We start from the raw sequence: 24724 nt of genomic DNA, 5'->3' as shown, positions 1-24724 counted from the left end.
GACAATGGCCAAACAGACGGCAGGCTGGCGCTACTTTCATCTTGCGAAGCCTGACCAGTTCCGTTACTATTTGGCCCTAGTTTTTTTTCTGATGGGAATGTTAAAATAAGTCTTACCTGATTTCCTTTCACATTTTTTTGTCTTCATCAGACGATTTGGTTTTCGAGGATATGGACCGGTTCATAGAAGCCACAGTGGTCATAAGCCATGGAAAAAATGAAGTATGTCTTTCAAACTTTGTAAGGAAAATGTACGGAATCGTCCGATATGTACCTTACAAAGGTGCAAAAAACGAATCCGGAGTCTTTTCGAACGAAATTGAACTTGAGGATAAGGGGTTGGATTATAGTTTTGTGGCAGGTAAAACTTTTAACGAAAAATAAATATATGGATAAGATGCAATTTCAACAAAGACTGGTCGGTTTACAGGGACACATGATGAACTTTGCCATCAAACTCACTGCCAACCGAGATGATGCCTTGGACTTGTTGCAAGATACGACTCTAAAGGTTTTGGATAATCAGGAAAAGTTCGTAGATAATGTCAATTTTGCTGGTTGGGTCATGACTATAATGCGTAATATCTTTATAAATAACTACCATAAAGTTGTTCGTATACAGAGTATCGTTGACCAAAATGAGGATTTATACAATTTGAACGTTACCAATGATTCTATTTCGGGTTCTCCGGATAAGATTTACCAGATTCAGGAAGTCACAAAAGCGGTTGCTGGACTCAATAGTGAATTTAAAATTCCGTTTTCATTGTATCTGAATGGTTATAAATACCATGAGATAGCAGAAAAACTGGATCTACCGTTGGGAACGGTAAAGAGCCGTATCTTTTTTGCGCGAAGGGAATTACAAAATGCACTGAAAGATTATCAATATGTCTGACTATGATCAAACACTTTTCCTGGGGAAATCATGAACCAAGAAAAGTGTTTTGTATAAGAATCTGTATTGTCTCGTGATAAATGAATTATGAATCTGAATAAACTTAGGGTATGGATTTTACTTTAATCAGAGGAAAACAAAATAGAAAATATTGTTGTTATTCTATAAAAAACAGTATAGTCTTTATTGCAATAATAGATTTATTTATGAGTAACTTTATAAAAAAGGAGGAAGATATTTGAAATAAAAATGTTGATAATTATTTGTAAATAATGAGCTGAATATGCTTGTGTTTTACGAGAGTAATGTTAGAAATGATATTGAAATGTGATTTTGATATTATTCTAAATGTTCAAAGAAGTGTGTAACTAAAAATTATTCAAATGAAAAAGATTCTTTTTATAGCATTTTTGCTGATAACATCCATTGGTGTATTTGCCCAGAAAGGAGATTTCTCGCTGTTGGGAAATTTTGGTTATCAGACAGATTTTAAGCGTGTGATGTTAGGTGTTCAAGGTCGGTACAATTTGACTGATCATGTACGTTTGGCACCGGATTTGATGTTTTTTTTCCCGAAAGATAAAACAACAGGTTTGGATGTAGATGTCAACGCGCATTATGTGTTTGATTTGAGTGAAGATCATTTGTCACTTTATCCTTTAGCAGGGTTTAACCTGCAAAATAATTTCCAAGGTAAACGGACCGTAAAAGGAGAAGAAGGAGAGGTTACGTTGGATTCGCACAGTTCTACAAATTTCGGTTTTAACGTGGGAGGAGGATTGACCTATAATCTCAACTTGCGTAATTTTCTTAATGTCGAATATAAATATGTCTTTGGTAAAGACAATTCTTCCGTAATTGCATTCGGCTGGGGGTATCGTTTCTGATCCTGGCTGTTATCATCACAAAAAAATTTCAATCATGAAGAAGTATTTGTTTATTATGGTGCTTTGTAGCATCATACAGACCTCTTTTGCCCAATCGAAAGAAGGTCAGAGTTCGGAACCTGCCCGTAAGGCAACATTTATCAATAATGGTTTCTGGGATCATTGGTTTATTGGAGCAGGTGCAGGCGCTAATATTTATTTTGGCGACAGAAATAGTGATGCCGACTTTTTCAATCGGTTTACCGTAGCGCCAGAAATCCAATTTGGTAAATGGATCAATCCTTATTTGGGGACTCGTATCAAGGGAGCGGGGTTGACGAACCTGCATACGTTCAATGATAATGCGTCCGTCATGTCACGTAATAGGTTTGCGACTGTGCAAGCGGATCTGATGTGGAGCATGACTGACTATTTCATGAAATATAGTTCTAACCGCGTATATAGCCTTGTGCCTTATGTCGGCTTCGGATGGGCTTTCGGATGGGACTATACGAACCAACCGATTTATGCGAGCGGGTATAGCCGTATGAATGGCATGACACTCAATGCTGGTATTATCAATAATTTCAAACTGTCCGACCGTGTTACTCTTTCTATCGAGTTTGCCGCAACGGCTGTTAGAAGCGAGTTCAATCAAGTCAAGAGCAGTGGTAATTATGACATTTTGGGAACCGCTTCGGCTGGCCTGATATTTAATATAGGCAAGACGGCTACATTTTCGGAAGCGGAGTTGAGAAATCCTCAGGAAATCGATGCGTTGAACAGTCGGATTAATGAATTATATGCTCAGAATCAGGAATTGGCACAACGTCCCGTGGATTGTCCGGACTGTCCGGAGCCTGAGGTGATAACCGAAAAGGTCGTTGAGTTTGAGGAAAATCCGTTGATCAACAATGTGGTCCTCTTTAAGATCAACCAGACGAAAGTTGATCCTTATCAAGGGGTTAACATTTACAATATTGCGCAATACCTGAAAGACAACCCGCAGTTCAAGGTGCGTGTGATAGGTTATACGGACCGCAAGACCGGAACAAGTCAGATCAACGAGAAGCTTTCTGCTGAAAGAGCACAAAATGTAGCTCGCATTTTAATCAGCGACTATGGTATCAGCCGTGACAGGGTAATTGTGGAATGGGTCGGCGACAAGGAACCTCCTTTTGATAAACCGGAGTGGAACCGCGCTGTAATTCTTTATGTAGAATAATAACAGAAAAGAAGAGACCATTTCTGGATTATTCCGGGATGGTCTCTCCGTTTTGTAAGAATATAAATTATTAATGATTAAAATGAATGTATTATGACACGTTTGGATAATTGGAATGAATTGAAAAAAAGAGTTTCTTGGGGTAGTGTTTTTGGCGGTGTTGTGACGGTACTGGCTGTCTCTATCTTGCTGTCGGTATTAGGTTCCAGCATCGGTCTGTTTATGTTTGACCCGTTTGCCGATAATCCCGTTTCCGGTATTGGGACGACGGTCGGTATAGGTACGGCACTTGCTTTGATTGTCAGTATGGTTGCCGGTGGTTTTGTTGCCGGAAAGTTGGCAGGAGTGGATGGTTTGATACATGGTTTTTTGGTTTGGGGCACGACACTTATTGTAGGGGCATTTTTCTGTGTTTTACTTACTGTCGGGGCTGCAAAACTTACGATGAATGCATTAGGTGCTGCATCGTCGGTGGCAGGAGGTGTTATTTCCGGAACCGGTTCGATTGTGGGTGGCGGAGTTTCCGCACTTTCGGATCAAGCGAAAGAATTGTTTGGTGGAATCGATTTTAAAGTGGACTTGAAAGACGGAGAGTTACCGAAGGATATTCGTGCGGTTCTTGTGAAAAGTAAAGTAAAAGAGTTGCAACCCGATTATTTGCAGAAGCAGTTAGAGGGCGTAAAGGCCGACTTTGGCAAATCGGTGAAGAAAGCTGTTGCGTCTCCGGAAGATGCAGATGAGATTTTTAAAGATTTTCTTGCTCATTTGAAAAAACAGGCGAATAATCTGGCAAAAAGCATAGACCGGAATGACCTTGCCAAAGCATTGTCAAATAACACTAATATGTCGAAAGCAGAAGCGGACAAGGCGATCAAGCAATATATGGAAATTATGCATAAGGCAACAGCAGAAGCTGATAAGCAAATCCGTAATCTGGAACAAAATCTAGATAAAGCGATCCAAGAATGGCAGGAAGTGAAGCAAAATGCATTGGAAACGGCCGATAAAGCAGCAGATACTGCGGCTCGTTCGGCTCTCATATCTTTCTTTGCGATCTTGATCGGTGCCGTCTTGTGTAGCTTGGCCGGTGCTTATGGCAGCCGAAAAACGCAGGAAAGAATAGATATATGATTGATATGAAATTTCTTGTTAAATAGATTCTTTCATTAGCATGGCGGGGATGCATTTTTAGATATGCATCCCCGTTCGTTATGTACTATATATCTTAACACTGTGGATGGAATAAAAAATCCCGGTGAAGAAAAATATCTTCACCGGGATAGAGGTTAATTACTTACAAGTGATGTCACGGTTACTTTTTAGCCGATTTCTTTTCAGAAGTTGAACACTTGCATTCTTTAGCTTGGGTTTCTTTTTTCGTACCCTTTGCTTCTACCTGTTTTTTTTCATTCTTCTTGTTCATAATACGGTAAATTTTAAAATGAATATATACGAGGCAACAGTTTACCTGTTACCTTTTTTATCTTGATAATTGCACCAGCTCATGACTCCGCCGGGTAAAGATGAAAGGACTTCTTTACTGCGCTCTTTGGCGAGTTCGTTGTCCATTTTATGTACCTCTTTCTCTGTGCGGTGCGTACCTGCCGGTTTACGGTCGACGAGTCCGTTTGTACTTCTTACTTCTTGCAGGGAGTCGTCGATGTATTGCCATTCTTCCTTCAAGCGTGTACTTTCGCCTTCATTCCACGATCCGCGGGCGTCTTTGCCTTTCGATAGATTGAAATATAGGTTGCTATATTTGGGGGAGGTTTGAAACACTCCGGGAGGAAAGTTGGGCTGGATTGTCTCCAATGCTGCTTCGAATTGTTGAAAATGGGTTACCTCGCGTGTCATGAGAAATGTGAGAGTCTCTTTCACGTATGGGTCGTCTGTCAGCGGAATGAGATTTTCATATCCGATTTTTGCCCGGCATTCTCCTGCCATATTTGAGCGAAGATCCACGGTCAAGTCCGCATTGGCAGATACATAGGTGGCACACCAGGGATTACCGTTACTGTCTGTCAGCATAGGACTTCCGGGAGAGGTTACCAGGAATTGCGGATTAGTGAACGCTTGGTGGATGAAATCTTCTTTGGCTGCTTTGCCATTCATCATCGTATTGATTTCCATGTTTTCCACCACGTCCTTCATTTTCCCGTTTACGGGTCCGAGGAGCATTTGGATGGTTGCCCCGACGATTTCGAGGTGTCCCAGTTCTTCTGTTGCGATATCCATCAGCATGTCATATTTGTCCGGATGGGGATTGTGGCAACTGAAAGCTTGTACGAAATATTGCAAAGCTGATTTTAACTCTCCGTTGGCACCGCCGAAAGCCTCAAGAAGGACACGTGCGAAACGTGGATCCGGGGCGGAAACGCGAGTGTTGTATTGCAAATCTTTTACATGATAAAACATAATTCAAAAGTTTTAATTAAACATTTAAATGGTGTGCATCCAATTATTTTTTTGCGTTATCGGCAAAATTGTGTACTTTGTTTTTTACGTCATCGGCTTTTTCTGCGATGTTGAAAGTCTCGTGGGCAACTTTGTCTGCCACTTTCGTTCCGGCGTCCACTACTTTATCTTTTGCAGAATCAATCATGTCTTCCGCTTTGCCACCCATCCGATGAAGGGCATGGCATGCTTTTTCTTTTAACATTTTGCCTTTAGAAGAACAGCTAAAACGATAAGCTACTACACCGATGATCGAGCCTAAACCCAGGCCCAGCCAAAATTTTGAACAACTTGTTTCCATAAATTCAACAGTTTTAAAAGATGAATAAATAATTGATTATATATCTGTTTTATGTGGAGTTTTGAACAGTGAAACGATCCACAATAACAAGATAGCCCCAATAACGGAGGTGACCAGACTACCCAGGATACCGGCAGTAGCAATGCCTAACAGACTGAAGACCCAGCCGCCCAACAGGCCGCCGATTATACCTACCAGCAAATTGATGAAGATACCGAATCCTCCTCCACGCATGATCTTACCGGCTACAAAACCAGACAAGATTCCGATAAGAATATACCATATAAAATACATGTGAATAAATTTTTTGTGTATTAATGTACAAAGATCGATAATGTGAAAATTAGGTGTTGGTACCATACCTTGTTCACGTTAAAAAAACAGTGATAAATAGAAATTGGTTCGTGGTAAAAAAAGATATTTAACATCTATTTTCGTGACACTATAATGAGTATGTATATGTGTTAAATTGAAAGATGGATTTCATCTTTTATTAAAACTATTTTCATTTATATGCTGTTTAATTTAAAAATAAGATCCTGTAAACAACTATTTTAAAGAACTATGAAATGGGAAGAAACTTTAAAAAACGAATTGCTGAATTCTCTTCAATTGGATTATGAGCATTTTTATCGTATTTGTCGGGATGCATATAAAGAAGGGTGCAGATATGAGAAATCTTTGGCTGTTGAAGCATACAGGCTTAGGTGCTCTCATTTATTCGGAAACAGATGTATGGTCGTCTCTGATACGATTCCCCGACATATAAAAGTCTGTGATGGGAATTGCAGTTATCTGCATAAATATGAATTCGAGTTGTATAAGCTGGAGGATTAAATCAATAATCAGGGAGGTTCTACCCCGCATCAAGTGCGGGAACAAGGCAGTTTTTTACAACGCTTTACGTATTTGTCCGAAACCGAATAATCTAAATAAAATGATCTTGATATGAGAAAGATATCGGTGTTTATATTTTGTTTGTTTATTTATTCTCACTTCTTAATAGGGCAAGAGGAGATACGGCAATATATGAGCAAGAGTTCCGCTCTGATCGGTCGAATGTTGCCGGTAGCGATTGCTTATATTGGGTGTATCCGACCAACTCTTTTCTGCAATAGGTACTAAATGTTCGAATATTTGCTTTTTATCCTCATCGGAATTCTGGATATTGGATTCTCGTATAATATGTTCTACATGAAAAGGAAGATCGAAAGCAATACTTCCCGGGGTATAATTCCACTTGAGATTGTGACCTTTTTGACTTGGGCGTATAAGATCATATTCTCTGTTCCTTGCTGTGATTTCGGGATGATGTTATAAAGCTCTTGCATAAAATGAAGCTTGTTTGTCTTGTATGACTATTTTCGGTGTGAATCCGGCTGCAAGATTAAACAAGCCTGTTAACTCACGGGCAATCATGGCCTGTTTCTCATTTTCTACACTGATGAGAGTCGTCTCGTTGAATATAAAATCACCTTTGTCTGATACACTCTGTTGAGGGAAAGGGATGATTTCTGATTTCGTGTTCGGCAAGATGTACTTTGTTAGTATCCCGACTAAAAAATAGAAAATATGCCAATTCTGAGTAACATATAATCGAATAACATCAGATTTTCGTATATTTATGACAAATATAGAAAATCATGGATACTAAGAAGATTTCAAGGGCATTCTTAGGCTTATGCTTCATCACATTTTTGATCTCATGTGAGGATTCGGATGTTGTTTCTTATCCAGAATATGATCTATCCTACGAAATGGATACTACCCGGTTTCTCAATACGGGTGAAGAACGTACGATTTCCCTCAAATTTGTAAGACGCAAGGCTATTGATAATATTAAGACTGATATCTGGGAAAAAGTGCCTTCTTCCACAATCTCGATATCCTCACTAAATGATTCTTTCCGCACTCAATTTTATCCCGAAGAACAAACCATCAAAGTCTCTATCGGAGAGAATCGAACGGACGAGGTACAAACCGGCTCTTTATCGATCACGATAAATGAAGATCAGTTCAATCAGACAATTGCTGTCCCTTTGAGACAGGACGCCGCCCAAATTATTTATGACTATAAGATTATCTCGGAACAAAATCCATTTATCATCCCGAAAACAGGCGGCGAATTCTTTATACCGTTCACTTGTATGTGCCAAAAGACAATTAACGGGGAAAAGGGCGATTGGAAATATTCGGATATGAAGAAACTTCGGTATCAGGTAGTTCATACCCGTATCAATGGTGAAGTACATATCGAGACCAACGGAGAAATAGGACATTACAAATTTCATATCACTGCCACCGATCCATTCGAGATCGTAGAAGGAAAGCAACCTTTATGGTACTATGTAATCCGGACCCAATTGTTTGAAGAAACACATGTGGAATATCTCAAGCAATTATTCGTTCCGGAGAATTTCAATCCCGAAGGGGATTATGACACGGGATTTATCATGGGAGGATCTGGGCCTATAGAAATCTAATTTTCTTTGCAAATCATATTAAAGATAAAGCCATGAGTATTACAAGAATTTTCAAACCTCTTATTTGTGCATGCATGGTAAGTTTAAGCTATTGTGTAACCACACAAGAGAGCCTGTACAAGTCATCACGAAGACTTCAAATATACTCATAGGACTCCGAGAAGCTCGACTGAGAGCTAAAAGAAGCCAATTCCTCAGAGACCAATTGAAGCAGATTGCCATTCTGATCATAGTACTTCGTGATCCTACGAAGCTCTATAGGTTTCTTCTCTGTCGGGAGAGAAGTATAAACCATGATCTCCATGTTCAATCCGTTCTCATTACGGTACTCGCTATATCGGAGAACCTCGGACGTTTCGGGATCACGAATCGTTTCTTTTGTCAACAACCCTGTCTCATCGTACTCATAGTCCGTATAAGTAAGCTTCCGGCCGAGTTCGTCGTACTCAACTTTCCGTTCCAGAAGATTATTCTTATAAGAAAAGACTGTCACCTTGCTCTTGCCAATAACCGGATATTCAGTAATCTCCTTTATTTTCCGGCCTTGTTCATCATACTTATAATGAAGCGTAGACAAATTATGATACGTCTGATCTAGGTTTCTGTTGAAGCAGACTTCTTTAGACAAGAATCCCCACTCGTCATAAACATATTCAACGTAGCCAATCAAGTATCCTTCTCCATCCTCCGTATTCAATGGATGTAATACCTTGGAGATACGTCCCGACTCATCGTACACATATTCCTTCGCCAGACTCTGAGGAGAGGAAATACCCGCACCGTACCAAACTCGTGCCAATTTAGCTCCCTCCGGATAAACAACACTAGGACAAATCACCGGCTTAGCCTCATCTTGAAATGAGTCCTCGCTACACCCCAGAGTGCCCAGCAAGACAAAAAGCAGGATGATCCCACCTATCGGATTGATGATTCTCATAATATCTTATTTATTTAAGTTTCTATAAGTTATAGATGATCAAACAATCTCAAAAGCTGCGTATCTATTAAAAAAAGACACCGAATATTCGTCAGATTCGTATCCTATGAGTGATTTGCCGTTAAAGCTTGAACTTATACCCAACCGTCAGACTCATCGTATTGTAATTGGCACCGACACTTCTTACCTCATACAGAGAGAAATTATCGCCATCGATCTTATAGTTACCGCCCTCATCACCTAGAGAGAGATCATACCCCAGATTCATCACCCAGTTATTCACCTCTATACCAAAAGAAGTTGTCAATCCCCAATCAAAAGAATTCACGTCTCGAAATGGATGATCGGCGTTTTCAGCCTCATCATATCCCGAATGGCCATAACCATAACTATACCCTAGGCCAGTAGATTTGACATATTTACCAAGCGCCTGCGGCTCCTTCGAATACCCCATCGTAAACGAAGATCCCCAATTCGTATCATTCTTGACAGATACACCGGCATACATACCGACCGCTAAATGCATACGTACCTCTTTCGACACTTTCCATGAGAAATCAGCCATCACGGGCAATTGCAAAAAATGTTGCGTGATACCACCGGTCATCATCTCTTTCAAGACATACGTAGCAGACTCCGTCGTTCTCGGATAATCTCCCAACGAATACCCTCTATTCGCATAATATAAACCGGATTTCAATCCAATCCATCCCGGTTCAAACTGGTAAGATACACCAACGCCTACCTTAACCCCCGCACGCCAGCTAGAGCCCATTCCAACACGATTAATCGCGGCGAATCCACCCTCCGGAATAATCCCCCAGCGTGATTGAGCGCTCACCATCAAGCCGCTCAAAGCGAATAACACAAATAAAATCAGCTTCTTCATATCATATTCTTTTATATGTAAATATCAATTGTTATTGATAAGACAAAAGATTCTGAAAAACCCCTACCGCCTAAATATTTATTTTATAAAATCTCTTTATTTAACGCAAACTCACTCTCGTAAAAGCCTCATTCTTATAAAAACTGCCGAATATTTGCTATATTTACACCCTGTTAGCAATTTGGCGTAATAGCGTTGTGTAGAAAGAACTGGATTTTATGAGACCGGAAGATAAAGAAGACGATTATATCGAGGATAAGGAAAACGAGGAAATTGAGGATATAAATAGTGATACCCAAGATAACGAGGCTACGGAGGAAGAGGCGAATACCCATTCCGACTATAAAGTCCCGGGGAAAGGGGATGCGCGTGTCACGACCTATCATTTGTCTGGGATGTACCAAAACTGGTTCCTAGACTATGCCTCTTATGTGATCTTGGAACGGGCCGTTCCACATATCAACGATGGACTGAAACCCGTACAACGACGTATCCTGCACTCCATGAGAAGGTTGGATGACGGGCGGTATAACAAGGTTGCGAATATCGTAGGTCATACGATGCAGTTCCACCCTCACGGAGACGCCTCTATCGGAGATGCCTTGGTGCAATTGGGACAAAAGGATCTGTTGATCGATTGCCAAGGAAACTGGGGTAATATCCTGACGGGAGACGGAGCCGCCGCTCCTCGTTATATAGAGGCTCGCCTTTCCAAGTTTGCCTTGGAGACCGTATTCAATCCCAAGACAACCCTTTGGCAGCTTTCTTACGACGGGCGTAATAAGGAACCGGTTACCTTACCGGTAAAATTCCCTTTATTGCTGGCACAGGGCGTGGAAGGTATCGCCGTAGGCCTGTCTTCCAAGATACTCCCTCATAATTTCAATGAGTTATTAGATGCTTCCATCGCCTATCTACGGGGAGAGGAATTTGCGTTATATCCGGATTTCCAGACAGGAGGCTCTATCGACATAGCCAAATATAATGATGGAGAACGGGGTGGATCGGTGAAAGTCCGTGCAAAAATCGGCAAGCTCGATAATAAGACATTGGTGATCTCGGAGATCCCGTATGGAAAAACAACCTCTACCGTGATCGAGTCCATCCTAAAAGCGAACGATAAAGGAAAGATCAAGATCAAGAAGGTAGACGATAATACCGCCAAGGATGTAGAGATCTTGGTGCATCTCGCTCCGGGGGTCTCTTCAGACAAGACCATCGATGCCTTATACGCCTTTACGGATTGTGAGATCAGTATCTCCCCGAACTGTTGCGTGATCAAGGAGGACAAGCCGCATTTCCTTACGGTCAGCGATGTGCTCCACCACTCTACGGATCGTACGCTGGAGCTGTTACGGGAAGAACTCAAGATTCAGAAACAAGAACAAGAGGAGGCCCTGTTCTTCGCCTCCCTTGAAAAGATATTTATCGAGGAGCGCATCTATAAAGATCCGGAGTTCGAGAACGCCAAGAACATGGACGAGGCGATATCCCATATCGACCTTCGTTTAGAGCCGTTCAAGCCCCGATTTATCCGTGAGGTTACCCGGGACGATATCCTGAAACTCATGGAGATCAAGATGGGACGTATCTTAAAGTTCAACTCCGACAAGAGTAACGAGTTCATCGCCCAGACCTTGGAACAAATCGCCAAGATCAACGATAAGCTGGAACATATCGTCGACTATACCATCGATTGGTTTACCATGCTGAAAGAGAAATACGGCAAGGCTTACCCCCGCCATACCGTGATACGCAATTTCGACACGATCGAGGCGACCAAGGTCGTAGAGGCGAACGAGAAATTGTATATCAACCGTCAAGAAGGTTTCATCGGCATGGGACTGAAAAAGGACGAGTTCATATGTAACTGCTCGGATATAGACGATGTCATTATCTTCTATCGCAACGGTACTTATAAGATCGTCAAGGTAGCGGATAAGATCTTTATCGGTAAGGATATTCTATATGTCAACGTATTTAAGCGTAACGACAACCGGACGATTTACAACGTCATATACCGGGACGGTAAGTTCGGATATAATTACATCAAACGCTTCGCCGTCACAGGCGCTACACGCGACCGGGAATACGACCTGACCAAAGGTACGGAAAACTCCCGTGTCCTTTACTTCAGCGCAAACCCGAACGGAGAGGCGGAGACCGTCAAGGTAATCCTGAAACCCAAACCCCGGCAGAAACTACTCGTCTTCGAGAAGAACTTCAGCGAGATAGCCATTAAGGGACGGGGCTCTCAAGGTAATATCCTGACGAAAGCGGAAGTGCACAAGATCAGCCTCAAGCAGAAAGGCTCTTCCACCTTGGGAGGCCGGGAAGTATGGTTCGACTGGGACGTACTCCGGTTAAATTACGATGGACGGGGAGAAGAGCTAGGCGAGTTCCATAGCAACGATCAGATATTGGTGATCCTGCCGAACGGCGATTTCTACGTCACGAATTTTGACCTTAGCAATCACTACGAGTCCAATATCATGGTCATCGAGAAATACCAGCCGAGCAAGATATGGACTGCCGTATTATACGACGCAGATCAGAAATATTATTATATCAAACGATTCCTGCTGGAGGTAAACACCCGGAAGCAGAATTTCCTAGGAGAGAATCCGAAGAACCGCTTGATGTTGCTTACGGATGAGGTCTATCCTCGTATCGAGGTGATCTTCGGAGGCCATGACGCCTTCCGGGAGGCTCTCGTCCTCGATGCCGACGAATTTATCGCGGTGAAAGGCTTCAAAGCCAAAGGTAAACGAATCTCTACATTTGAGGTCGAGACAATCAATGAGCTGGAACCGAATCGCTTCGTCCCTTCCGAAAACGCATCGGAATCAGACGATACCGAAGGCAATGAGGAGGGAAACGACACTGACGACGGGCAGAGTACCACGGATATTATCGATGAAATTACGGGACAGATGAAATTGTTTGACGAATAACCTATGAAAGCTATCACCTGTTTGATTGGTTTGTTCCTGCTGTTTCTCGCGTCATCGGCCAAGGCCCAGTCCGATGGAGACGAGATCCCTTGGTCTATCAACAGCGGGACCATGGTCGGTATAGGAAGCTACAACCTAATGGACACCTATTTATCTCCCAGCATGGAAGATAAGAAATATACAGGCCCCGGATTACGGGTAATGAATGAACGGATGAAGAGGGTCCGACTGGCAAACTATCGGGTATCCAGACAGCAAATCATAAGCGTCGATCTGGCTAGCACGGATAATGCTGCCTCTACCGCTACGGATTTCGCGGGCTTTATCGATTATACGTTGGGTTACTATTATCATTTGCCCACGCTATTGCCGGATCTAAAGCTTCTGGCGGGTGGTGCCGTGCATGGCATGGGTGGTTTTATATACAATACCCGTAACGGAAATAACCCGGCCTCGGCGAAAGCGGATATCGATTTGAACATCTCTGCCATGGCGATCTATAAGTTACGCATCAAGGAATATCCCATGACGCTACGCTACCAGTTCACGATCCCCTTCGCCGGTGTTTTATTCTCCCCCCATTACGGGCAATCGTATTACGAGATCTTCAACCTAGGGAATGCCTCGGGAGTGGTGCAATTCAATTCCTTCCATAATAAATTCGCCATGAAGAACTTTTTCACGGTAGATTTCCCGGTTTGTAATTTTACGATACGGGCAGGTTACCTAAACAGCTCTTACCGTACAGATGTCAATGGGATACAGTCTCATATAATCTCTCACTCTTTTATGATCGGCCTCGTGAAAGAATTTATCTCTTTCGGAGGAAAACGCCTAAAGAATACCCAGCGGTTCAGAAGCGCTTATTATTAAAAGGAAATCAAATGAAACGATACCTTATATATATATGTATATCTCTCGGATTCCTGTTTACCGGATGTGAGAAATCGGACGAATACGTGGCCTCCCCACAGGAGAACTTTGAGGCGCTTTGGAAAATATTGGATGAGAATTACTGCTTCTTCGAATACAAGGACATTGATTGGAACGAGGTTCACGACCGTTATAAGACGCAGATAAGCGATACGATGAACCAATACGTCCTATTTGACGTATTAGGCGATATGCTAAACGAGCTGAAAGACGGGCATACCAATTTGATATCCACCTTCAATATGTCCCGCTATTGGGATTGGTATCTCGATTATCCGGATAATTTCGACTCGGACATACAAGAGAATTATCTCGGAAGGAACTACTCGATCGCCGGAGGACTTAAATACACGACATTGAGTGACGGGCAGATCGGGTATATTTACTACGGTAGCTTTTCCAGTTCGGCCGGCGAAAGCGGTTTGGATCACATATTCTATCAATTCAAGGATTGCAAAGGTTTGATCTTCGATATCCGGGATAATGGCGGTGGCATGTTATCAAACGCCGATCGCATCGCTTCCCGTTTCTTGGAGGAAAAGATACTGACCGGCTATATCCAACATAAGACGGGTAAAGGGCACGATGACTTTTCCGAACCTTATCCCCTTTATCTCTCACCTTCCGAGCGTATCCGCTGGTTACGCCCTGTTGTGGTCTTAACGAATCGTCATTGCTACAGCGCCGCCAACGATTTCGTGCAGAAAGTACGCATGATGCCTTATGTAACGACGATGGGAGATCGCACCGGAGGCGGTAGTGGCTTCCCCTTTAACTCCGAGTTGCCCAACGGCTGGGGTGTCCGTTTCTCCGCGTCTCCCATGCTAGATGTAAACAAACAGCATACGGAATTCGGTATCGATCCTACATATAAGGTTTCTATGACCCAAGAAGATATCGAGAAAGGTAAAGATACGATTATCGAGGCGGCGATCACCCACCTCTTGTCCGAGACCGAGAAGAAATAAGGTTTCGCTAAAAAAACAACGCAAATATTTGCAAGTTTATAAAAAAGCATTACCTTTGCACACGATTCCAATGCGGCTGTGGTGTAATTGGTAGCCACGTCAGACTTAGGATCTGATGCTTCACGGCGTGGGGGTTCGAGTCCCTTCAGCCGCACAAATCCAGAAATCCTTGTAAGTTCGCTTACAAGGATTTTTTAGTATGGATAAACCTCCTCCATATATACAAGCACTGTGCAGATCAAGGATTACAAACAATATCCAAATTGTTAATTTTAGAAGATTTTGCGCATATTCTGTATAGTTTCAAATTCAAAAACATTTTTTACACCGGACTGGCATGTTGTTTAACACAAGTTATACTCAAAACCCTTGACAAAGGGGCTTTACAAGCTTATCTTTGCATTGTGGTTTTTTCATAATAGTATTAGATTTAAGGTTAACAAAGTTTGGTTAGGGCTTGTCGTGAGACAGGCTTTAATTATTTATAGGGGTTTCATTCGTTTATAGATGCTTCCCGGCATCGATTTTATCTTTCCATCCAATTCCAACTCAAAGAGCAGAGAAGATAATTGATGTATCGGAAGATTCAAGGCTACGGACAATTCATTGATATGAGATTCCTTTTGCGTCTCCAAGAACGACAAGATCCGTTCACTCTCCTCGTTCTCCGGAAACAATAATTGGGTTTGGACCGGTAACGCGTCTGTCTTTTGAGCGACATCCCAACGCATCGCCATGATTAAATCGTCAGCGCAAGTGATCAAGCCTCCTTTATTCTGCCGGATTAAGCTATTACATCCCTTAGAGTTGATATCCGTTACCCGGCCCGGAAAGGCATAGACATCCCGGCCATACGAGAAAGCGATATCCGCCGTGATCAAAGAGCCTCCTTTCTCCGCTGATTCAATAACGATCGTGGCATCCGCCAGACCGGCTACGATCCGGTTTCGCCGGATAAAGTTCTGCCGATCCGGATTCGTCCCGCTAGGAAAGTCGGTCAACAAACCTCCCCGATCCAACATTTCGATCGCCGTAGAGCGATGCACGGGAGGATAGATACGATCCAAACCATGCGCCAATACGCCCACCGTGGGCAATTGGTTCTTCAACGCATTCCGATGGGCACAAATATCGATGCCATACGCGAGTCCGCTAACGACCAATAGATCCGGGAAACTCACGGACAAATCCCGCAATAAACGCTCGGTCACTTCCTGCCCATAAGCGGAGGCCCTACGAGTACCCACAACGCTGATGATATGGGCGGCGTTTAAATCTGCGTTCCCCTTGAAATAAAATAAAACCGGAGCGTCCGGGCATTCCCGCAGACGTTCCGGATAATTCATATCTTTCAAGAAATAGATAGAGATACCGTTCTTTTGGGCAAAAGCCAATTCTTTCTCTGCCCGTAAGAGCACATCCGCCCGCTTAATCTCGGCGATAATCGAATCGCCGATACCCGGTATCTTCTCTAGCGACTGGCGCTTTTCCGTAAACACGGCCTCCGCATCCCCCAACGCTTCCAGAAGATGGCGGGCTAGGATATCTCCCACCCCATTAATCATAGTAAGGCCAATTTGGTAAATCTGTTTGTCTGTCATTTATGCTTGTTTTGATTCTATTCGCTTTAGCATCTCATCGAAATATTCTCCTCTGGTTAATTTGCCATTCTCTACGACAACGGATTCCACGACTCCTTTAGTAGCCAGCGCCCCATCGGATTCCCGGTAAATATCTTGCTCGAACACCAGTTTCACCCCTTTCTTATATACATTCAGGCAAGAAGTATACCGATCGCCGCTCCGCAAGGAGTTCTTGAACTGGATATCCACACGGGCCACAAAAGCATCGATGCCCTTCTCATGCATGGCGCCAAAGTTCTCACCCAACGACTCCAGAAACTCATGCCGGGTATGCTCCATATAATGTTGGTAATTGGAGTTATTCACCACGCCTTGCAAATCGCACTCATAATCGCGAACCTTGTCTGTCAGTTTAAAAATATATTCCTTCATTATCGTAGTTCTTTTTCGATTTGTACTTTCTCCATTTTATAAAGACGATCGGACGGGCGGATCTTCTCGGACATCTTTATCGAGAAGCGTTCCCCTTTCACGGTCTCCTCCACCGGTTTCAGGTCTACCCGGATCTCATCGACGGTCTGCATAACGGCTCCGGTCGTGGGACCTGTTACCAAGATCTCATCGCCTACTCTCAAGGAACCGGACTCCATCTCAAACTCGGCGACACCGATTCCGCTGAAGTATTTGATACCCCGTGCCACGTACACTTTCTTACGGGTAGCACCGGAGCCATATTTACTGCTCCATTCACCCAATCGTTGTCCCAGATAGTAGCCATCCCAGAAACCGCGATTAAAGACCCTGCGCAGACGCTCGTCCCAAACCGCTACCTTCTCCTCATCGAAGGTACCTTCGCAATAGGCCTTGACCGCCTCTTTATAACATTCGGTCACGAGACGCACATACTCCGGCCCGCGGGCACGCCCCTCCAGCTTGAACACACGTACGCCGGCATCCATCATCTTATTCATGAAATGAATCGTCTTCAAGTCCTTCGGCGACATGATATACTGATTCTCCACATCCAGCTCGATCTGGCTATCCTTGTCATGCACCGTATAGGCACGACGACAAATTTGCATGCAAGCCCCCCGGTTGGCGGAAGCGTTCATCTCATGCAAACTCAAATAGCATTTACCGGACACGGCCATGCACAAAGCCCCGTGAGCGAACATCTCTATGCGGATCAATTCCCCTTTCGGGCCTTTGATCTGCTGCTTCACGATCTCCTGATAAATCTCATGCACCTGCTTTAAGTTCAACTCGCGAGCCAATACGACCACATCGGCGAAGCGGGCGTAAAACTTCAACGCCTCCACGTTCGAGATATTCAACTGCGTGGATAAGTGCACCTCTTGCCCGATGCTATTCGCGTAACTCATAGCGGCCACATCGGCGGCGATAATGGCGGAGACACCCGCATCCTTAGCGGCGTCTATGATCTCCCTCATCAACGGAAGATCCTCACCATAAATAACCGTATTAACCGTGAGATAACTCTCGATACCATGTTCCCCGCAAATAGCGACGATCTTACGCAAATCCTCCGTCGTGAAATTATTCGACGAGCGAGAACGCATATTCAATCCCTCGATACCGAAATAAATGGAGTCGGCCCCTCCTTGTATAGCAGCCATCAACGATTCATAGGAACCGACAGGCGCCATTATTTCAAAATCCTTCTCTTTCAAGGTTATATATTTTAATATTACGGTAGCAAAGGTACGAATAATATTTGAGAAGATTTCTTATAAGCACAAACCCTCCATCCCATCATGAAAGAATAGTTCCAGTTGGAGAAGCACAAGATCCTAAATAAAGCGGGGCAATCCGAGCTCTATCAATATATCATAAATGATCCGGATTATTAAAAACACCTGTTCCATCCACCGATCATCTTACGAGATGTAAAAATTATTCCCCAAAAAGAAGTACTTTTGTAATCTCTATTTAGTTAGCAAACAGAAGGTATGAAGATTGGTTCAATAGATTTAGGGGAGCGTCCGGTATTCTTGGCGCCTATGGAGGACGTGACGGATATCTCGTTTCGTTTGATGTGCAAACGCTTCGGGGCGGACATGGTATATACGGAGTTCGTATCGAGCGACGCGTTGATCCGCAGTGTGAACAAAACACAGCAAAAACTAAATGTCTCCGATGATGAACGTCCGGTCGCTATCCAGATTTACGGCAAGGACGTAGCCTCGATGGTAGAGGCCGCACGTATTTGCGAGGAAGCTCGTCTGGATATTTTAGATATAAACTTTGGTTGCCCCGTAAAGAAAGTAGCGGGCAAGGGAGCCGGGGCCGGTATGCTACGCAATATCCCGTTGATGCTGGAAATCACGAAAGAAGTAGTGAAAGCCGTGAACATCCCCGTCACCGTGAAAACCCGTTTAGGATGGGATGCCGACAACCGTGTTATCGTGGATCTGGCCGAGCAACTACAGGATTGCGGTATCGCCGCCCTCTCCATCCACGGACGTACACGGGCGCAAATGTACACGGGCGAGGCGGATTGGACCTTGATCGGTGCCGTAAAAAATAACCCTCGCATGCAAATCCCTATCATCGGGAATGGCGACGTGACTTCCGCCGAGATATGCAAGCAGCGTTTCGAGGACTATGGCGTAGACGCCGTAATGATCGGTAGGGCTAGCATAGGCCGCCCTTGGATCTTCCGGGAGGTAAAACACTATCTTACGACCGGGGAATTATTGCCGCAAGAGCCTTTCTCTTGGTATCTGGATATCCTAAAAAAACAAGTGGAGCAAAGCGTGGAACGATTGGACGAACGTAGGGGAATCTTACATATTCGTCGTCATCTGGCAGCTACTCCGCTCTTCAAAGGTATTACCGATTTCAAGCAAACACGGATCGCCATGCTACGTGCGGAGACTGTTAACGAATTATTCGAAATTATGAATAATATTCCTAAAAAGTACGGAATTCTAGAATAACAAGCTTGATATATATCAAATTGAAACCTATTTGCGATATTTTTACAATAAAATGTTACAAATACTATTGACGCATATTATAAAACCCCTTATATTTGCATCGAGTTTTTTTCATAGTATTTTAGATCTAAGGTTAACAAGTCTTTGCAAGGGGGGAATCGTGAGATTGTTTCATTGAGGAGCAAAAAAAGCCGCATCCATATTGGGACTAGCGGCTTTTTTGTTTTTCCGGACTCTATATCCTAAATCAAGAAACTTATCGTATCTTTGTCAATAGGTCACATTAAATACTTGGCACTATGAACCAGACTATTTATCCCATCGGTATACAGAACTTCGAGAAGATTCGTAAGGACGGCTATCTCTACGTCGACAAGACCGCTTTGGTTTATCAATTGGCGAATACCGGAAGTTACTACTTCCTCAGCCGTCCCCGACGCTTCGGGAAAAGCCTGTTACTCTCTACTCTGGAAGCCTATTTCCAAGGGAAGAAAGAGCTATTCGAAGGATTGGCGATCGCGAATCTGGAGAAAGAGTGGATGGAGTATCCCATCCTGCATCTGGATTTGAATGCCGAGAAATACTCAGACGCAGGCGCCTTGGAAAGCATACTACGGCGTTTCTTGAATCTTTGGGAAGACCGGTGGGGGAAGGATGACAGGGAGACCACACCTTCCGATCGTTTCACCGGTGTGATACGCCGAGCTTATGAGAAAACAGGACGAAGAGTTGTCGTGCTGGTAGACGAGTACGACAAGCCTTTACTCCAAGCCCTAGAGAACGCAGAGCTTCAAGAGGCATATCGTGCGATATTAAAGGCGTTCTACGGTGTGTTGAAAACCATGGACGGATATATCCGGCTGGCATTTCTAACTGGTGTCACGAAGTTCGGGAAAGTGAGCGTATTCAGCGACCTAAATAACTTGGACGATATATCTATGCGAGAGCCATACGCCGCGATTTGCGGGATTACGGAAGCAGAGTTACTAACTTATTTCGACGGAGATATCCATAAACTGGCCTCCTCCCTCGAACTGACCTATGATGAAACACGCTCCTTGCTGAAAAAGCGTTACGACGGCTATCATTTCGTAGCCAACGTACCGGGTATCTATAACCCTTTCAGCCTGCTGAATACCTTTAAATATATGCGGCCTGAGGATTATTGGTTCGAGACCGGAACACCTTCTTATTTAGTAGAGTTACTCAAGCACACCCATTACGACCTCTATGAGCTGGCAAATACCGAAACCGATGCCGATGTGCTGAATAGTATCGACTCAACCTCTAGCAATCCTGTCCCTGTCATTTACCAAAGCGGCTACCTTACGATCAAGGATTATGATTCTCGCTTTGGTATCTATAAACTAGGATTTCCCAATTTAGAGGTAGAAGAAGGCTTTGTCAAATACCTGCTTCCTTTCTACACCAGTGTTAGCGCCCCAAAGACTCCTTTCGAAATCGGGCGTTTTGTCCGGGAGGTGGAGAATGGTGATTACGACGCTTTCTTCCGTCGCTTGCAAAGCTTCTTCGCCGACACCCCTTACGAGGTGATCGCCGGCCAAAAGCCGGAACGAGACACGGAGTTGCATTACCAAAATGTACTTTTCATTGTCTTCCGACTGATCGGGCTTTACGCCAAGGTGGAATACCACACCTCAAACGGTCGTATCGACCTCGTCGTACAGACCGATCGTTACATATACATCATGGAGTTTAAGTTGAATGGCTCCGCGGAAGATGCCCTGCGGCAAATCGACGAGAAACGATACGCCCTGCCTTTCGCCAACGATGGACGCAAGGTTTTCAAGATCGGTGTAAACTTTTCTTCCGAGACACGAAACATTGAGCGGTGGGTGGTGGAATAAAAAAGCCTATGTTTTCGCACACACGCTATACATTATTCGAAATAAACCCTTACATTTGCGAAAAACATAATACTATACCACCATGAATAAGAAAGTCATAACTTTCGGAGAGATCATGCTTAGGCTGGCTACTCCGGACTATTTACGCTTTTGCCAAGCCAATCAGTTCAACGCTACTTTTGGCGGAGGGGAAGCGAATGTCGCCGCCTCACTCGCCAACTATGGCATAGAGACTGAGTTTGTAACCCGTTTACCCAAAAATGACATCGCCCGTGCCTGCGTTATGGAATTACGCAAACAGGGTATCGGAACTTCCAAGATCATTTACGGAGGGGAACGGTTAGGCATTTATTTTCTGGAGACCGGAGCGGTCGCTCGTGCCAGCAAGGTGGTATATGATCGGGTTCATTCTTCCATCGCCGAGATCCAACCGGGGATGATCGATTGGGACGAGGTATTCAAGGATGCCTCTTGGTTTCACTGGACAGGTATCACGCCAGCCATATCCGAAGGTGCCGCCAACGTATGCTTGGAAGCGATACAGGCGGCAAACCGATTGGGCATCACGGTATCCTGCGACCTCAACTACCGGAAAAATCTCTGGAAATACGGTAAGACAGCCCATGAGGTCATGCCGGAACTAGTAGCCGGATGCGATATCATCCTAGGAAACGAGGAAGATGCCGAGAAAGTCTTCGGTATCAAGCCCGAAGGTTTCGACGCTGCCGCCACGGAAGGCGAGGTACACGCCGCTTCTTTCCAGTCGGTATGTACCCAATTAATGGCTCGCTTCCCACGTGCCCGGAAAGTTATCATCACGCTAAGAGGCTCCATCAATGCCAATCATAACACATGGGGCGGAGTGCTATACGCCGACAACCGGTTGTACGAATCCCGCCGGTATGACATCACCCATATCGTAGATCGTGTAGGTGGAGGCGATTCTTTTATGGGAGGTCTTATTTACGGTTTGCTCTCCTACCCCGGTGACGACCAGAAAGCCTTGGACTTCGCGGTAGCGGCTTCCTGCCTGAAACACACGATCTACGGAGACTTCAACCAAGTAACCGTAGAGGAAGTAGAAAAACTCATGTCCGGCGACACCTCCGGCCGTGTCTCCCGCTAATTTTCAATTCTCAACTTTCAATTTTTAATTCCCAATATGGCTCGATTCAATAAAATACAAACATTACAGGCTATCATCCAAACCGGAATGGTGCCCGTCTATTATAATAAAGAGGTAGAGATCGCAAAACAAGTTGTAAAAGCCTGTTACGAGGGAGGCGTCAGAGCCTTCGAGTTTACTAACCGGGGAGATTTCGCCCACGAGGTATTTGGCGAGCTGGTAAAATACGCCGCCAAGGAATGTCCGGAATTAGTATTGGGCGTAGGTTCTATCGTAGACCCGGCCACAGCCGCCTTATTCATACAGCTAGGGGCAAACTTCGTAGTCGGTCCGCTGTTTAACCCGGAGATAGCGAAGATATGTAACCGTCGCCTCATCCCTTATACGCCCGGCTGCGGTTCCGTATCCGAGATCGGCTTTGCCCAAGAAACAGGTTGCGACCTTTGCAAGATATTCCCCGCCGGAAATGTAGGAGGTCCCTCATTTGTCAAGAACATAAAGGCGCCCATGCCATGGACCCTAATCATGGCTACCGGTGCCGTGGAGCCGACAGAGGAGAATCTATCCGCTTGGTTCAAGGCCGGCGTGACCTGCGTAGGAATGGGATCCAAACTCTTTCCCAAAGAAGCGATAGCGGGAAACGATTGGCAATCCATTACCGATTTATGCCGCGACGCCTTATCTATCATTCAAAAGTATCGTCAAGTATGAAAAGCTTTTTAGATCAAGATTTCTTGCTCCAGACCGACACGGCCCGTGAGTTATATCACGAGCATGCGGCGAAGATGCCCATCATTGATTACCATTGCCATCTGGATCCCCGGCAAATAGCGGAGAATCACCAATTCGAGGATCTTACGGAGATATGGCTGGGCGGAGACCATTACAAATGGCGGGCGATGAGAGCGAACGGTATTCCCGAGGAATATATCACCGGAGATAAATCTCCTTACGAGAAATTCCTTAAATGGGCCGAGACGATGCCTTACACGATGCGAAATCCGCTTTATCATTGGACGCATCTGGAGCTTAGCCGTATATTCGGAATCCATAAAGTCTTGAATCCGGCTTCCGCCAAGGAAATCTACACAACTTGTACGGATAAACTACGTACCCCCGAGTATCGTGCGCAAGCCATCATGAAACGGATGAACGTAGAGATCGTTTGTACGACCGACGATCCTATAGATTCCTTGGAATACCATCAAAAAATACGTTCAAACGGATGCCACACTCGTGTATATCCGGCATGGCGACCGGACAAGGTACTCGCTATCGATAATTTCAAGGCGCTTAATGACTATTTGTCCAAGCTGGAGGAGGCTGCCGATAAGACCATCCTCACCTACAAGCATTTATTGGAGGCTTTACAAAAACGACATGATTTCTTCGCCGCCCAAGGGTGCCGGTTATCGGACCACGGGTTGGATACATTCTATGCCGAACCTTATACCGAGCAGGAGATTGAGGTGATCTTCCTCAAGGCTCGTATGGGCAAATCGCTCACGGAGCAGGAAGTTCGCAAATACCGTTCGGCATTGCTATACGAATTGGCGGTGATGGATGCCCGGAGTGGATGGGTACAACAATTCCATATCGGCGCTAACCGAAATAATAACAAACGGATGTTCAAGTTATTAGGACCGGACACGGGTTTCGACGCTATCGACGATCAGCCGATCTCCGTATCCATGAACCGCTTTTTCAGCCGTTTAGATCAAGAAGGGCTGTTAGCGAAAACGATCGTTTACAACCTGAATCCCCGCGACACCGAGTTGATGGTAGCCAATGCCTACAATTTCAACGACGGCAGTGTACCCGGGAAGATGCAATATGGAGCGGCTTGGTGGTTCCTCGATCAGATCAAAGGCATGGAAGATCAATTAAATGCGCTTTCCAGCCTCGGTCTTTTAAGCCGTTTCGTCGGTATGCTGACAGATTCCCGTAGCTTCCTGTCATATCCCCGTCATGAGTATTTCCGCCGGATCCTTTGTAATATGCTAGGCAATGAGATAGAGAAAGGCTTATTGCCCGCCTCCGAGCTTTCCTTCATTGGACAGATGGTGGAGGACATCAGTTACAACAACGCTAAACGATACTTTGATTTCTGATTACTGCAACCCGCATTGCAATGTTACTGCACGCCTGTCGCAGTAACACTGCACGTGCGTTGCAGTAAGGCTGCAACAGCTTTGCAACATTTTATTCACAAACACTTCATAAGACCTTCCACTATACTCGCACATATTACGCCTACTTTTGCGGCAGATTTAGATAAAC

22 protein-coding genes and 1 tRNA gene are annotated in these 24724 nt (G+C 44.4%); 14 read left to right on the top strand and 9 right to left on the bottom strand.

The annotated features are described in order from the left end of the window. The first annotated feature begins 387 nt into the window (after positions 1–387). The 4 genes from D7V92_RS16160 (at position 388) to D7V92_RS16145 (ending at position 4119) form a co-directional block, all read left to right on the top strand. A complete protein-coding gene (locus D7V92_RS16160; protein ID WP_008773020.1) occupies positions 388–897 on the top strand; it encodes an RNA polymerase sigma factor in 510 nt (169 codons plus the stop codon). A gap of 383 nt (positions 898–1280) precedes the next feature. Beyond that, entirely contained in the window at positions 1281–1784 is a 504-nt protein-coding gene (locus D7V92_RS16155) for an outer membrane protein (RefSeq protein ID WP_008773021.1), read from the top strand. A gap of 34 nt (positions 1785–1818) precedes the next feature. Further along, complete coding sequence (locus D7V92_RS16150; protein ID WP_121773304.1) at positions 1819–2988, top strand: OmpA family protein; 1170 nt, start codon at positions 1819–1821, stop codon at positions 2986–2988. 93 nt (positions 2989–3081) lie between these two features. Then, positions 3082–4119: a TIGR04086 family membrane protein gene (locus tag D7V92_RS16145; RefSeq protein ID WP_008773023.1), complete on the top strand. Its 1038-nt coding sequence runs from the start codon at positions 3082–3084 to the stop codon at positions 4117–4119. 333 nt (positions 4120–4452) lie between these two features. Here D7V92_RS16145 and D7V92_RS16140 read toward each other — a convergent pair whose 3' ends face one another. The 4 genes from D7V92_RS16140 to D7V92_RS16120 all read right to left on the bottom strand — a co-directional run bounded on the left by D7V92_RS16140 (position 4453) and on the right by D7V92_RS16120 (position 7276). Further along, a complete protein-coding gene (locus tag D7V92_RS16140) occupies positions 4453–5403 on the bottom strand; it encodes a manganese catalase family protein (RefSeq protein WP_087344695.1) in 951 nt (316 codons plus the stop codon). A 43-nt stretch (positions 5404–5446) separates the two neighbouring features. Beyond that, positions 5447–5743 carry a YtxH domain-containing protein gene (locus D7V92_RS16135; RefSeq protein WP_008773025.1) on the bottom strand — a complete coding sequence of 99 codons (297 nt, stop codon included), beginning with the start codon at positions 5741–5743 and terminating at the stop codon, positions 5447–5449. Positions 5744–5779: 36 nt separating this feature from the next. Further along, the gene (locus D7V92_RS16130) at positions 5780–6037 is read right to left on the bottom strand and encodes a GlsB/YeaQ/YmgE family stress response membrane protein (RefSeq protein ID WP_036616690.1); all 258 of its coding nucleotides are present in this window, start codon (positions 6035–6037) and stop codon (positions 5780–5782) included. A gap of 1020 nt (positions 6038–7057) precedes the next feature. Beyond that, positions 7058–7276, bottom strand: coding sequence for a beta-hexosaminidase (locus D7V92_RS16120; protein WP_008773029.1), 219 nt, complete (start codon positions 7274–7276; stop codon positions 7058–7060). A gap of 110 nt (positions 7277–7386) precedes the next feature. On the opposite strand from D7V92_RS16120, the gene D7V92_RS16115 reads away from it, so the two are divergent. Further along, positions 7387–8226: a hypothetical protein gene (locus D7V92_RS16115; protein WP_008773030.1), complete on the top strand. Its 840-nt coding sequence runs from the start codon at positions 7387–7389 to the stop codon at positions 8224–8226. Positions 8227–8362: 136 nt separating this feature from the next. Here D7V92_RS16115 and D7V92_RS22520 read toward each other — a convergent pair whose 3' ends face one another. Together D7V92_RS22520 and D7V92_RS16105 are read right to left on the bottom strand one after the other, a co-directional pair. Next, positions 8363–9163, bottom strand: coding sequence for a hypothetical protein (locus D7V92_RS22520; RefSeq protein WP_233572866.1), 801 nt, complete (start codon positions 9161–9163; stop codon positions 8363–8365). A gap of 121 nt (positions 9164–9284) precedes the next feature. After that, a complete protein-coding gene (locus D7V92_RS16105; RefSeq protein WP_087344692.1) occupies positions 9285–10052 on the bottom strand; it encodes a porin family protein in 768 nt (255 codons plus the stop codon). A 218-nt stretch (positions 10053–10270) separates the two neighbouring features. Here D7V92_RS16105 and D7V92_RS16100 point away from each other — a divergent pair, with 218 nt between their 5' ends. From D7V92_RS16100 to D7V92_RS16085, 4 genes are all read left to right on the top strand, one after another. Continuing rightward, complete coding sequence (locus D7V92_RS16100; protein ID WP_036616698.1) at positions 10271–13006, top strand: DNA gyrase/topoisomerase IV subunit A; 2736 nt, start codon at positions 10271–10273, stop codon at positions 13004–13006. 3 nt (positions 13007–13009) lie between these two features. Beyond that, positions 13010–13879 (top strand): DUF3316 domain-containing protein, encoded by an 870-nt coding sequence (locus D7V92_RS16095; protein ID WP_121773303.1) that lies wholly within the window; start codon positions 13010–13012, stop codon positions 13877–13879. Positions 13880–13890: 11 nt separating this feature from the next. Then, positions 13891–14907, top strand: a complete 1017-nt coding sequence (locus D7V92_RS16090) for a S41 family peptidase (protein ID WP_005860005.1) — start codon at positions 13891–13893, stop codon at positions 14905–14907. Positions 14908–14979: 72 nt separating this feature from the next. Next, positions 14980–15061: transfer RNA gene (locus D7V92_RS16085), tRNA-Leu, on the top strand. 328 nt (positions 15062–15389) lie between these two features. On the opposite strand, the gene dprA is transcribed toward D7V92_RS16085, so the two are convergent. From dprA to D7V92_RS16070, 3 genes are read right to left on the bottom strand one after another with little or no spacing between them, the layout of a single operon-like run. Then, entirely contained in the window at positions 15390–16508 is a 1119-nt protein-coding gene (gene dprA, locus D7V92_RS16080) for a DNA-processing protein DprA (RefSeq protein ID WP_121773302.1), read from the bottom strand. Beyond that, positions 16509–16922 (bottom strand): thioesterase family protein, encoded by a 414-nt coding sequence (locus D7V92_RS16075; protein WP_005860009.1) that lies wholly within the window; start codon positions 16920–16922, stop codon positions 16509–16511. Then, positions 16922–18181, bottom strand: a complete 1260-nt coding sequence (locus tag D7V92_RS16070) for a peptidase U32 family protein (RefSeq protein WP_199718913.1) — start codon at positions 18179–18181, stop codon at positions 16922–16924. The genes D7V92_RS16075 and D7V92_RS16070 overlap by 1 nt, the downstream gene beginning before the upstream one ends. Before the next feature lie 279 nt (positions 18182–18460). On the opposite strand from D7V92_RS16070, the gene dusB reads away from it, so the two are divergent. The 5 genes from dusB (at position 18461) to uxaC (ending at position 24555) form a co-directional block, all read left to right on the top strand. After that, a complete protein-coding gene (dusB, locus tag D7V92_RS16060) occupies positions 18461–19450 on the top strand; it encodes a tRNA dihydrouridine synthase DusB (protein ID WP_121773300.1) in 990 nt (329 codons plus the stop codon). A 299-nt stretch (positions 19451–19749) separates the two neighbouring features. Continuing rightward, positions 19750–21318 (top strand): ATP-binding protein, encoded by a 1569-nt coding sequence (locus D7V92_RS16055; RefSeq protein WP_022192377.1) that lies wholly within the window; start codon positions 19750–19752, stop codon positions 21316–21318. 82 nt (positions 21319–21400) lie between these two features. Continuing rightward, positions 21401–22444, top strand: coding sequence for a sugar kinase (locus tag D7V92_RS16050; RefSeq protein ID WP_121773299.1), 1044 nt, complete (start codon positions 21401–21403; stop codon positions 22442–22444). Positions 22445–22480: 36 nt separating this feature from the next. Further along, entirely contained in the window at positions 22481–23155 is a 675-nt protein-coding gene (locus tag D7V92_RS16045) for a bifunctional 4-hydroxy-2-oxoglutarate aldolase/2-dehydro-3-deoxy-phosphogluconate aldolase (RefSeq protein ID WP_005860016.1), read from the top strand. Continuing rightward, complete coding sequence (uxaC, locus tag D7V92_RS16040) at positions 23152–24555, top strand: glucuronate isomerase (RefSeq protein WP_036618707.1); 1404 nt, start codon at positions 23152–23154, stop codon at positions 24553–24555. Before D7V92_RS16045 ends, uxaC begins: the two co-directional genes overlap by 4 nt. The last annotated feature ends 169 nt before the right edge of the window (positions 24556–24724 follow it).

This window comes from Parabacteroides sp. CH2-D42-20 (assembly GCF_003670185.1).
Classification (GTDB): domain Bacteria; phylum Bacteroidota; class Bacteroidia; order Bacteroidales; family Tannerellaceae; genus Parabacteroides; species Parabacteroides distasonis.
The sequence above is the reverse complement of the archived record's forward strand: the minus strand, read 5'-3'. Positions and strand labels throughout refer to the sequence as shown.

Coding starts and splice junctions, on each gene's coding strand:
- uxaC (WP_036618707.1), top strand. CDS start 23,152: ATGAAAAGCTTTTTAGATCAAGATTTCTTGCTCCAGACCGACACGGCC.
- D7V92_RS16075 (WP_005860009.1), bottom strand. CDS start 16,922: ATGAAGGAATATATTTTTAAACTGACAGACAAGGTTCGCGATTATGAG.
- dprA (WP_121773302.1), bottom strand. CDS start 16,508: ATGACAGACAAACAGATTTACCAAATTGGCCTTACTATGATTAATGGG.
- D7V92_RS16095 (WP_121773303.1), top strand. CDS start 13,010: ATGAAAGCTATCACCTGTTTGATTGGTTTGTTCCTGCTGTTTCTCGCG.
- D7V92_RS16045 (WP_005860016.1), top strand. CDS start 22,481: ATGGCTCGATTCAATAAAATACAAACATTACAGGCTATCATCCAAACC.
- D7V92_RS16140 (WP_087344695.1), bottom strand. CDS start 5,403: ATGTTTTATCATGTAAAAGATTTGCAATACAACACTCGCGTTTCCGCC.
- D7V92_RS16050 (WP_121773299.1), top strand. CDS start 21,401: ATGAATAAGAAAGTCATAACTTTCGGAGAGATCATGCTTAGGCTGGCT.
- dusB (WP_121773300.1), top strand. CDS start 18,461: ATGAAGATTGGTTCAATAGATTTAGGGGAGCGTCCGGTATTCTTGGCG.
- D7V92_RS16105 (WP_087344692.1), bottom strand. CDS start 10,052: ATGAAGAAGCTGATTTTATTTGTGTTATTCGCTTTGAGCGGCTTGATG.
- D7V92_RS16130 (WP_036616690.1), bottom strand. CDS start 6,037: ATGTATTTTATATGGTATATTCTTATCGGAATCTTGTCTGGTTTTGTA.
- D7V92_RS16150 (WP_121773304.1), top strand. CDS start 1,819: ATGAAGAAGTATTTGTTTATTATGGTGCTTTGTAGCATCATACAGACC.
- D7V92_RS16100 (WP_036616698.1), top strand. CDS start 10,271: ATGAGACCGGAAGATAAAGAAGACGATTATATCGAGGATAAGGAAAAC.
- D7V92_RS16135 (WP_008773025.1), bottom strand. CDS start 5,743: ATGGAAACAAGTTGTTCAAAATTTTGGCTGGGCCTGGGTTTAGGCTCG.
- D7V92_RS16160 (WP_008773020.1), top strand. CDS start 388: ATGGATAAGATGCAATTTCAACAAAGACTGGTCGGTTTACAGGGACAC.
- D7V92_RS16115 (WP_008773030.1), top strand. CDS start 7,387: ATGGATACTAAGAAGATTTCAAGGGCATTCTTAGGCTTATGCTTCATC.
- D7V92_RS16145 (WP_008773023.1), top strand. CDS start 3,082: ATGACACGTTTGGATAATTGGAATGAATTGAAAAAAAGAGTTTCTTGG.
- D7V92_RS16055 (WP_022192377.1), top strand. CDS start 19,750: ATGAACCAGACTATTTATCCCATCGGTATACAGAACTTCGAGAAGATT.
- D7V92_RS22520 (WP_233572866.1), bottom strand. CDS start 9,163: ATGAGAATCATCAATCCGATAGGTGGGATCATCCTGCTTTTTGTCTTG.
- D7V92_RS16090 (WP_005860005.1), top strand. CDS start 13,891: ATGAAACGATACCTTATATATATATGTATATCTCTCGGATTCCTGTTT.
- D7V92_RS16155 (WP_008773021.1), top strand. CDS start 1,281: ATGAAAAAGATTCTTTTTATAGCATTTTTGCTGATAACATCCATTGGT.